Raw genomic sequence first — 10,982 nt, forward strand, 5'->3', positions numbered from 1 at the left:
GGTGGGAAGCGTGTCACCAATGGCTTCGCCGGGGCTGTAGACGCGGAAGGTATCGCTGGTGTCGTGGAAATTGGTGACCTTGTTGGGGATCGACAGCGTCTGGCCGGCGGTCAGCGCGCTGTCGGCGAACAGGCCATTGGCTTCGGCGATCAGATACCAGAGATTGGCGTCGCCCCAGGCTGCCTGGGTGATCGAGGACAGCGTATCGCCGGTGCGCACGGTATAAGAGGTTGCCGCCTGGCCGGGATAATTGCCGTTGATCGGCTGATAATTCTGGTCGAAATCCGCGCTCGCCACGGGCTGGCCATTGCGGAAGCCACCCTTGCCCGCGGCCTTGCCACGATCCTGGGCGAGTTCCTGGGCATAATCGACCCGCGCCGGGTTGGGGCCGTCATTGCCAACATCGCCGATGCGGCGGCCATTGAAATAATAATAGAGCTGGCGCGGGCCGAGTTGACCATTATCGGTCTGTTCACGCACCAGCACCTGGCCATAGGCGTCGTTCTGATAGCTCAGCACGCGATTGACGGCGCTGTCGGTCACCCGCAACAGATGGCCGTTCACGTCATAGGTGAAGTTCGAATAACCCGCCGCCCATTGCCCGGTATTGGGGTTGGCGGGATTGGTGGCGTTGATCCTGACCTGCGATTGCTTGGCTTCGTCCCACCATTCATAAGAATAGCTGGTGTCGGTGGTGATCCCCGACTGAACCGAGCGGCTATGTGTGATCACGCCCTGATCGGCGCCGGTATAGCTGCTGCCGGTCCACGCCTTGTAGTCATTATGGATCGTGGTGGTGATGTTGCCGTTGGTGACATCCTGGTCGGTTTCGTCGACCACGCGGTTGTCGCGGTCATAGGTCATCGAACGGCTGAGATCGAGCCCGCCGCCGGCGAGATACTGGCTATAGCCCGTCACCCGGCCCAGCGCGTCGTTGACGCGTCGCGTGCGCACCACCCCGCCGATGGTGGTATCCTCCAGATAGCCATCGGCCGTGTAGCTATAGGCCTCACTATGGCCATCATAGCCATAGGTCGCGATGCGGCGGTTGCCGGCCGCATCATAGGCGATCGCCACGCCGGTCGAGCCGGCGACAATGGTGCCGCCCGAACGCGAGCCCATCGTCACCACAAACCGGTTCATGCTGTCATAGCTGTACCAGTAATCCTGAGTTTGTCCGCCGCCGCCAAGGCCGTCATTATAGACGCTCTTCATTTCGCGGCGATTGCCGTTGGCGTCGTAGAGATAAGTGATTTCGGCCTTGGCGTCCTTGAAGCGGATGATCCGTCCAAGCTCGTCATAGCTGATCGCCGCATTCTGATAGAAGACAGGCGCCGCATCGGTGCTGTTATAGGTTTCCAGCGTGCGGTTGCCTTCATTGTCATATTCGAAGGTCGATTTCATGCCCACCGCATTGTCGGTGATGCTGGCGACATAGCCGTTGGTGTAATATGTGAAGTCGATCGACTGGCCGTTCGTGCCGGCCTGATTTCGCAGATGACCGCTGAGATCGTAAGTGAAGAAAGTGGTACGACCGCCGAAATCCCGCCGCCAATTGATCTGGCCGAACAGACCATTATTCTCATAGGATTTGAGACCGGCGGAATTGGTGGTGATGGTCTGCCATCCGCCGAAATTACCCAGACCGGTGGTGACGAGCAGGTTGGTTGCCGCGCCGTACCAGGCATAGGCATAGCTTGTAACCAGGCCGCCAAAGCTTGCGCTGCGTACCACGCGGCCTTGCGTATCATAATCGGTCGTCTCGGCGACCGAGGCGCCATAGACGGAATTGGTGTGCTTGATGCGCTGGCCCAGGCCATCATAGCTATAATAGTCGATCAACTGGGTGCCGGGCGAATTGCCGCCGACACGCACCGGATGCTCGACCTGAATCAGGCGGCCGGCCTTATCATAGGTGTTTTTCGTGGTTGCGCCGATCTCATTGGTGGTGAAGCGCAGGTTGCCGAAAATATCATAACCCATGGCCTTGCTGCTCGCGTCGGGCTGATATTCGCTCAGAGCGAGCGCGGTATCGTCGCCATGGCCGGAGCCGGCCAGTAGTGAGCGCGCAAAGACCTTGCCGCCGGCGCCAAGTGCCGTGTTGTTGGCGTCACGGGTTGCGACCAGGCGTCCGGAGATATCGTAATAATAAGTCTCGGTCGGCGACTGTCGGGTCGAAACTCCCGCTTCGCCGGTCACCGTTACTTGCGGGCTGACCTTGCTGGTCATCTTACCAAGTGTATTATAGGTAAAATTGGTGGCGAAGTTCTTGCCATCAATCTCCTGCACGATTTCGCCAAACGCGTTATAGCTTTGCAGGCGGTGGATGAGATAGCTGGACGCGGCGCGGGTATCGATCACCCAGCGAAGCTCGTTATTGCTGGTATTGGTATAGCGATCGCTCTGGATGGAGAGATAGCCAAAGGCATGATCCGCGCCGTTCAGCGTCGGCAGCAGACTGCTCGGGCTGTCGCTGGCATAAGCATCATAATAATATTCGAGATTGCGCGTGCCGCTGACCGGCCGCGCGCCGGCGGTATCGACATCCCAGGTGAAAACGCCGTTGACCTTGGCGACCGTTGCGGCGTTGAATGCCCCGCTCGATCCGGCATCGCGCCAGTACAGCATTAGTCGCGTCGCGCTCGGTTGCTGTGGCGTGAACACCACTCTGGCGGGAGATGCCTGAGTGTTGGTGAAGTTGGAGATGCCCTGGCCGTCATAGCCAAGCGTCAAGGTCGCCGCTGATTGAGAGACGAGCGTGGCGCCATTGTAGGTCTCATATTGTATCGGATAGCTGCGGCTGGTGTAGAAATCCGCAAGCGCCGCGGCATCATAGGTCCAGCTCCCACCGCCGCTGCGCGTAATCCAGCTCGACCAGGCACCGTTCTGGAAATAGCGGAACTGCTGCAGGGTGACCGTCTGGCCACTTGGTGGATTGAGCGTGATCGCCCGGGATCCATCGGCATATTGCTTCAGAGCGGATGCCTGACCACCGACGGTGAAGGTGCCGTTCACCTTGGTGCCGTCGGCGAGTTCGACCCAATAGTCGACCGGTCCGCCAATGCCGCTGACATTATAGGCGGCAAGACCATTTTGGCCATAGCCGGGTGTGGGAGCGCCGACCGCGCTCGACCAGGCGCCGCTACTGCCGACGGGCCGGTAGAGCAGGCGCACGGGGGCTGCCGGCAAGCTCGACAGGATCAGCCAGTCACTGCCATAATCTCTCGTTAGCACTGCCTGGCCGGGGCCGCCGACCAGAACCGGGGTAAAGCTGGTCGATGGATTACCGTTGCCGTCGACCGTCAGCGTGCCCTGCTTGGAATCGTAAATAGCGCCGTTGGCATCCATGGCGAGATATTTGACATCCCAACTGCTGCCTGCCGGTAATCCGTTGAACGGCGGTTGGGTGAGATCCGCAGTGAACCATCCGGCCACGTTCGTGCCGGATTTATTCTGCAATGGGGGCGTATTGAATTTGCTATAAGGGCCACTGGAATTCGCTGGCCTGACGAGCATAACAACCGACGTTGTGTTCGATCCTTCGTTTTTGAAAAGAATCGCTGCCGGTGTTGGTGTGCTGGCTGTAATAGTTTTGTCGTATGACTCACCATTTGCTGTTAATTGAACGCTTGCCAACAAGACAAGTGTACCGCCAGTTTCAGGAACCTCTTGGTATATTTTAAAGTCTTGTACTGAGGTTGATAGATTTGGCCACCCCCAATAACTATCAGTCCCTGAAACGAAAAATGATCCGTCAGGTAGTCTTGAAGTCGATAGTGAAACATCGGTTCCGTTATAGAATACTCGTATATTGCCGGATCCTTTTGAGGATGGTGCCGGAATATTGGCATTCCAACTGTAAACCATCCATTCGGATGCATCTTGCCCCCATGAATGACCGTACGTCTCTATCCAGTTCACGGTTATATTCGAAGACTTATTCGCGATGACGTCGCTTATCGAAGTTACCGGAACGCCAGTCGCTCCAGTGGTGACAGCATTGGCTGGGGACGTGACTGAGCCGCTGGCGTTGAAATAAGCTGTGCCGCTGCCGCTGGTATTGACCAGGACGGCATGAACCGGGTTTGCCCCGGCATTGTTGCTGGATGGTTGAATTGTATCGATAAGCTGATTGCGCTTGTCATAGTCGCTGATCGTCTGAGTCAATACACCGCTATTGTCCGCGACCAGGGCATTGAGATCGGCATAGGTCCTGAGATCCTTGCTGCCGATGCTTTGCAACAGCATTGTCGCATTGCCGTTGCGATCATAGGCGTAGACCTTGGTGATGCCATCGCCGATATTGGTACGCCACACGCGGCCGGCCTTGTCATAGTCGGCAAAGCCTTGCGCATTGGCCTGAACGCCGCCGGTATTGGTACCCTGGGCGATGATGTCGCCATAGCCATTATAATATTGATCGTTGGTATCGCCAAAGGTCCAGGCGCCGCCACTCAGGACACCGGTCTTTCTGCTGGTTTCACGCCCCGCGAGGTCATAAGCGAGGAAATTGCCGTTGGTTTCCGATGAACCATCGGATTTGAGTCGTGCATAGATTTGCGCGACCAGGCGTCCGGCCTGATCGTAATAATAGCTGGTGGCAAAACCAGTGGGATCGGTCGTGCCGGTCAGGCGTCCGCCGGCATCATAATTATATATTGTCACGCGGTCCGCAGCGGTTGCGGTGCCATCGCCACGCTCGGTCGACTGCTGGACCTGGTTCAGGCCATTATAGATGAGGTCGGTCGCGGGGATGACCGAGATGCCGCGATAATCGAGATAGGCGCTCTTCTCATTATGTGTCTCGCGGCCAAGTTTGTCATAAACATGCTTGATGTAGTCGTTATTGGCTTCGTTCTTTTGAAGAACCTGGCCAAGACCATTATAGCTATAGCTGATCGTCGCGGATGTGGTGGTGATTGTCGGCACGTTGCTGCCGGAGACGGTCGCCACTGCAACATTGAACCGCGTTTCCGAAACGCGGCGGCCATTGCGATCATAGCTGAAGTCGGTCCTGCGATCCTCCGGCAGAGAGGTTGGCGGGCTGGGTACTGTCGCTTCGCTGATCGGGACGGTCAGTTGTTTGGCATAACGGATTTCGCTCTTCACATTGCCATTCTGGTCGAGCGTATAAGTCGTCAGGTATTTTTCAGCATCGACCTGCGCAATCTTCTGCCCCAGCTTATTGTAATAGGTATAGCTATCGTTTCCCCGGCCATCGGTCTGAGCCACGACATTGCCTGCGGCATCATATCTGGTTCGGGTGACGATGTCGGTGGAACCATAGGTATAGGTTCCATTGTCATATTCGCCATAGGCGACCCCGACCCTGACGGCGGTGATCAGGCGGTTGTTGCGATCATATTGATAGAGGGTTTCGCGAAACTCCCCGCTGCCCACGGGGACGGCACCACCCGGCGTGCCGGGCAGGGTGACCGCGGTGCCATAAATGCGCTGCGCTGTGATGTTGCCCGCCGCGTCAAACGTATAGGTTTTGAGCGTGCCGGTCGTGGCGCTGGTAGGGACGATTTCGGCGATTTTGCGATCGGCATAATCGTAAAACGCAAAGCTCCGTGCGCCATTGGCGTCGGTCGATTGAATCACGTTGCCGCGCTTGTCGTACTGATAATATTCGACCACCGCCTTATTGGTTGTGCCGATGAGGTTGGCGTTGAGAATGGCAGTCTGATTGCTGGTCTTGTCCTTCACCTGATCGAGCAGGTCATAGGACCAGCTCGTGGTGCGCAAGTCCGCCTCCACCATGGTTTTGCGGTTGCCGCGCGCGTCATAGGTGTAGCGGTTGGTAACGTTGTTGGTGTCGAACGTTTCGCTGAGCAACAGGCCGCGCTTGTCATAGCTGTTGGTGGTGATTCCACCGAGCTTGTTGGTGACCGTCTGGCGATCGCCGAATCCATTATAGCTATAGCTTTCGGTATATCCTTCGGCATCCTGCACGCTGAGAATTTGATCGCGCTTGTCATAGGTGAATCTGGTGACAGCATCCTTGCCCGCTGTTGTGACGATCGTCGGTGAAGTCGTCGCCGTCGGTGTGCCGGTCGGCTTTGCATCATAGCGAGTGACGGTGTCGGGCTTGCCGTTGATGGTATAGGTGGTGCGGGTCGCATAGCCTTCGGGGTCGATCTGGAGCACCAGTTGACCGAGTTTGTCATAATAGAAATAACCGGCATTGCCGCGTGGATCGGTGACCTTCCAGGCTTTGCCGAAATTGTCATAAGCATAGGTGGTGACGATGTCGTCGGCGGTGGTGCCTGCTTCCATCTCCTGGGTGGTGGACGAGAGCTGGCCGAGCGCGTCATAAACGCGCGTGGTGATCGTTCCGCGCGCGTCGGTTGTCGTCTTGAGCTGGCCAAGCGCGTTATAAGTGTATTTTGTGGTTGCCTGATCCGACGTGCCGGCAGCAATAATATGTTGAGCTAGGCGTCCCGTTTCATCGTAGGAAAAAGTTTCGGTGATGTTTTCATGTTGAGCTACATAATCAGCCGCCGAGTAATTTGCTGAAGGCTTGCGACCTTCACGCCAACCAGATTGAAGGAAATGCTCAAACGGATTAATGCCCGCGGCGGCGATATCCGGGTTCTGATCGAGATAATAACCGGTATTGAACATGGCATCCGGATTACGCCGCTCACGCCAACCAGATATGCTGTAATGATAAGATGGATTCACCCCGGCGGCGCCAATATCCGCGTAGGTGGCCAAGTAGTATTTCTCATCCACGCCAGTGCCGGGAAGTGTAGTAAGGCCGGTCAGGTTCGGTATTTTGATAATGGCGATTACCCTGCCAAGGGCGTCATAGTTTTGATGAACGATATTCCCCAGCGCATCGGTGGTATTGATCACATTGCCGACCGCATCATATTCATAGGCGGTCGTGCTGACATCGCTGGTGCCGAACGCGTCGGTCGACGACAGGATCTGGCCCATCTGGTCGAGGGTCAATTTGGTGACGAAGCCAGCAGGATCGGTGGTCGTTTCGAGCCGGCCGGCGCTGTCATAGCTGAACTGGGTGACGCGCGCGGTCGCCGGTGAGGTGATACTGATGGTGTCGACGGTGGTTCCATCGTTGACCGACTGGGCACTCTCGTAGCGCGTCTGCTTCAGCAGCTTACCGAGCTTGTCATACTCGTAGCGCGTGACATAGCCGAGCGCATCGACGCCATAGGCGAGCTGACCTTTGCGGTCGTAGAGCGAGCGCGTCGTGCGATCGTTGGTCGCATTGGCGTTCGAGGTCGCCCATGAGTTCATCGCGGCAAGTGTCGGGTCGCCAGCGGTGGCATAAAGCGCTGCGACCTGGACCTGTTTGGTCAGCTGTCCCTTGGCGTCATAGGTCGCGATCGTGACCTGACCCAGGGCATCGATGCTGTAGGTCAGCCGGCCGACGGCATCATAGACGGCGCGTGAGACGCGCGTGCCGGGCGCGGCGGCGAGGCCTGCGACCTGGCTTGCGATCCAGGTTGCAGAATAGAGGCCGGTACCATCGGCGCCGATGGTACCGTCATAGGCGACCGTGCGGATGGCGTTGCCGCGTGCGTCATAGACATGTTCGACGACATGGCCGAGCCCGTCGATCTCGAAACGGAGCTGGCCGTCCTTGTCATAGGCGTAGCGCGTCACGCGGTCGCCGGCATTGATCCCCGGCAACGCGAGTGCGGCTTCGGTCACCTCGAGCGGCAGGCCCGCCGGGCTGACCGCAGTCAGATATTCACGTGTCGCGACCAGCCGGCCATCGGCGTCATAGCTGTTGGCGACCACGCCGCCGAGCGCATCGATCGTGGCGATCTTGCGGCCTGCCTTGTCATAGACATAACGTGTGATCTTGCCATCGGCATCGGTGACCGCGACCAGATTGTCACGCGCATCATAGGTATAGCTGGTGCTGTTGGTGAGCGCATCGGTGACTTTGACGAGCCGGCCGTCGCGATCATATTCCGAATTGGTGATCTTGTTGTTGGCGTTGGTCAGCTGGATCGCGCGTCCGAACGCGTCATAGCCATAGCTGGTGGTGATCGCCTTGCCGCCGGCAGCGGCGTCGACACTCTGCGTCTTGAGCAGGCCACGGCGATCATAGCTGCGGGTCGACAGGATCGTCGCCGCGCCGTCACGCGGCACCGTGCTCGTGATCAGTTCGCCGAACGCGTTGTAGGTGAAGGTCGAGACGTTGCCATTGGCGTCTATGGACTGTTTGAGCGTTCCATCGACATTGAAGTCACTATGGACCGCGGTATCGAGCGCGGCCGATGCCAGGCCGGTGACGGCGTTTCTGACCGCCGCCGTAATCTCTCCGCCGGTCCAACTGGCGATGGTCGCGGCTGCAAGCTTGCCGGCATAGACGATCGTATCGCTGCGCTGGCCAAAGCTGTTGTAGCGATACTCGGTCACATCGCCGAGCGCGTCGATCTGATAGGCGAGATCGCCGTCGGCATTGTAGTAATAGAGCGTCCTGGCGCCCTCGGCCTCCGCGCCCTTTGGGCCGCGTTTGGCGGTCAGCCGGTTGGCCGCGTCATAGCTATAGGTCGTGCCGTAATCGATATAGACCTGATCGATCTGCGCCTGGGTGGGGCTGGACAGCGCAGCGAGGACGGCACTGCCGATGCCTGAAAGCTCGCTGGTCAGGCGGCCAAGCCCGTCATAGCGCTGATTATAGGTACGCGGATCGGTTCCGCCCGCCTGGGTGACGGTCGAGATCAGCTGACGCATGACGTCATAGCCATAGGTCGTAGTCGTCGTGACGGTACCGGTCAGGCTGCGGGTCTCGGTCAATGCCTGGCCATAGGCGTTGCGGGTCCAGCCGATCGTCTCCAGGGTCGTACCGGCAGGCGCTGCCGGCAGATTGGCGAGCGTCGGCGGCGTGGTGATCAGCGTTGCGGGATCGAGCTTCTGGCCCTTGGTCTGCAGATCGACATAACCGGCCGGGGTGTAGTGGAAGCGCGTCAGGCCGCCTTCGCCATCGATGGTCGCGGCGAGGAAGCCGCGCGCGTCATACAGCCACCAATTGTGGATATCGATGGCATTGTCGGCGGCGGCATTATTGGTGGAGGCGCTGGCGAAGATCGTCGCAAAGTCACCCGTCGTGGTGCCCGCCCTGGTCTTGCGCGCAATCGTCTCGATCTTGCGTCCCGCCTTGTCGTAGACGATCTTCGAGACATACCCCTCGGCATCGAGTGCCCCGATCAGCTGGCCGTCGGCGCCGTAGAACATCCGCGAGACACGGTCGTTGGCGGGGTTCAGGGCAGGCAAAACGGGAAGCCCTGGGCCGACCCGGAGCATGGTAGGATTAGCTAGGACAATCGAGTCATCGGCGTGGGCGCTGAGTGTGTGTGTGCCGGCATAGAGGAAAGTAAAGACGCCTTGGGCTTGCGGAAACGTACGGGTTATAGTGACCGTGGTGATCTCGTTCGTGAGAAGCCCGGAGACCATGAACAAACCGCCAGTCGTTCTTGTTACAGCGCCTGGACCTGAGATCGTCGCGGTAGAATCGGCAGCGCTCCCCCAAACATCGACTGTCCCTTGCATTCCGAAATTGAGATAATTGACCGAACCGGCTTTGAACTGCATCGTCAGGGTGAGCGTTTCGCCAGCAACGACAGTCGGAAGTGTCGTTGAACGCACAGCGGCAGGAACACCATTTGTCTTCACTGATACCAGATATGCGTTCCAGCCGTTGATCGTCCCGCTTGGGGCAATTGACGAATTGATCAATTGCCACTGCGATGGATCATTGGGATTGGGGTAGAGATTGCTCGGTGCCGGTGGGCTCTTGAGCGCGGCCAGGTCACTGGCCGTCATCCGTGTCGCCAACTCGGTGGTCGAGGTCAGCTGCGATGCGCCGTCATAGGCGAACACAGTGACCGCACCGGTGGCATCGATCGTGCGGATCAGGCGCTGGGACGCGTCGTAATAATTCCAGTTCCAGCGATCCGCCACAGGATCGGCGACAGGCCGGATCGCATCGAGCGTGAGCGAGGTGGGGTTGCCGTTCAGATCAACCAGGGAAGTCGGGGGTGTTCCCGACGCGGGTGTCAACAGGGCCGCTGGCAAGCGCGTATTGTACGTCGTCGTGCTGGAGACGCTGTTGTTGGCATTGTAGCGATATTCGGTAAGCGTGCCATCCGCATCGACTTCGGCGGCCCTGCGGCCGACATTATCGTAGAAGAAGAAGGTGCGATGGCCGACCGTGCCATTGACGGCGAGCGGATCGGCGGCGATGCGCAGGCGACCGAGCGCGTCATATTTATAGCTGGTCACCTGGGCAGAGACATCCGACGCCGAGCGGGTCGAAGTGATGAGCTGGCCGGCAAGGTTGTAGACCGACACTTCGGTTGAGCCGTTGGCGAAGGTGACGGTGGTCTTTTGCTGTGTGTCGCCAAAGGCGACAGTGGTGGTGCGGCCTTCGAGATCGGTGGTCGAGGTGACCCGGCCCAGCCCGTCATAGCTGAACGTCTCGGTCTTGGTCGTGCCATTGACCACCACTCGGCGCTGCAGGAGTTCGCCATACGCGCTATAAGTGTAAAGCGTCTCGCTCTTCTCCGACGCCGTATCGAACGCACCGGTTGCGAGCAGCTTCGAATAGCTCGTCTCACGGATCAGCCCGCCGCGTGCATCATAGGCACGTTCGGTGCGGACTGCGGCGGTGCGGTCTGTTCCCGAACCGGCACGCCAGCCATCAAGCTGGCCGACGGCAGTGGTGTCATTCACCGAAATCGTCGCGAGATCGATGCCCGATACCGTATAGGCGACGGAGGTGATCAGTTGCCCGTAAGCGTCATAGTCCGACCATGTGACCTTGCCTTCGGCCGTAATTGTATAAGCGATATGGCCTTTGCCGTTATAGACGTAGCGTGTGGTTTGCGGCGTGCCCGGGGTGCCGCTGCCGGCGCCATCGGGATCGGGCACGAGATAGCGGGTTTCGGTCTGAAGCTCGTTCTTGGCCGTGTAGGTGCGGGTGATCGTGTTGCCGAGCG

Annotated in this window: 1 protein-coding gene; it reads right to left on the reverse strand. The window is 58.6% G+C overall.

Annotation, left to right across the window (positions count from 1 at the left end):
• On the reverse strand, window positions 1-10,982 hold a 10,982-nt coding region (locus tag OO12_RS13500; RefSeq protein WP_034159241.1), incomplete at both ends, for a LysM peptidoglycan-binding domain-containing protein.

Origin of the sequence: Sphingomonas sp. ERG5 (genome assembly GCF_000803065.1) — a bacterium.
In the GTDB taxonomy this organism is placed as follows: domain Bacteria; phylum Pseudomonadota; class Alphaproteobacteria; order Sphingomonadales; family Sphingomonadaceae; genus Sphingomonas.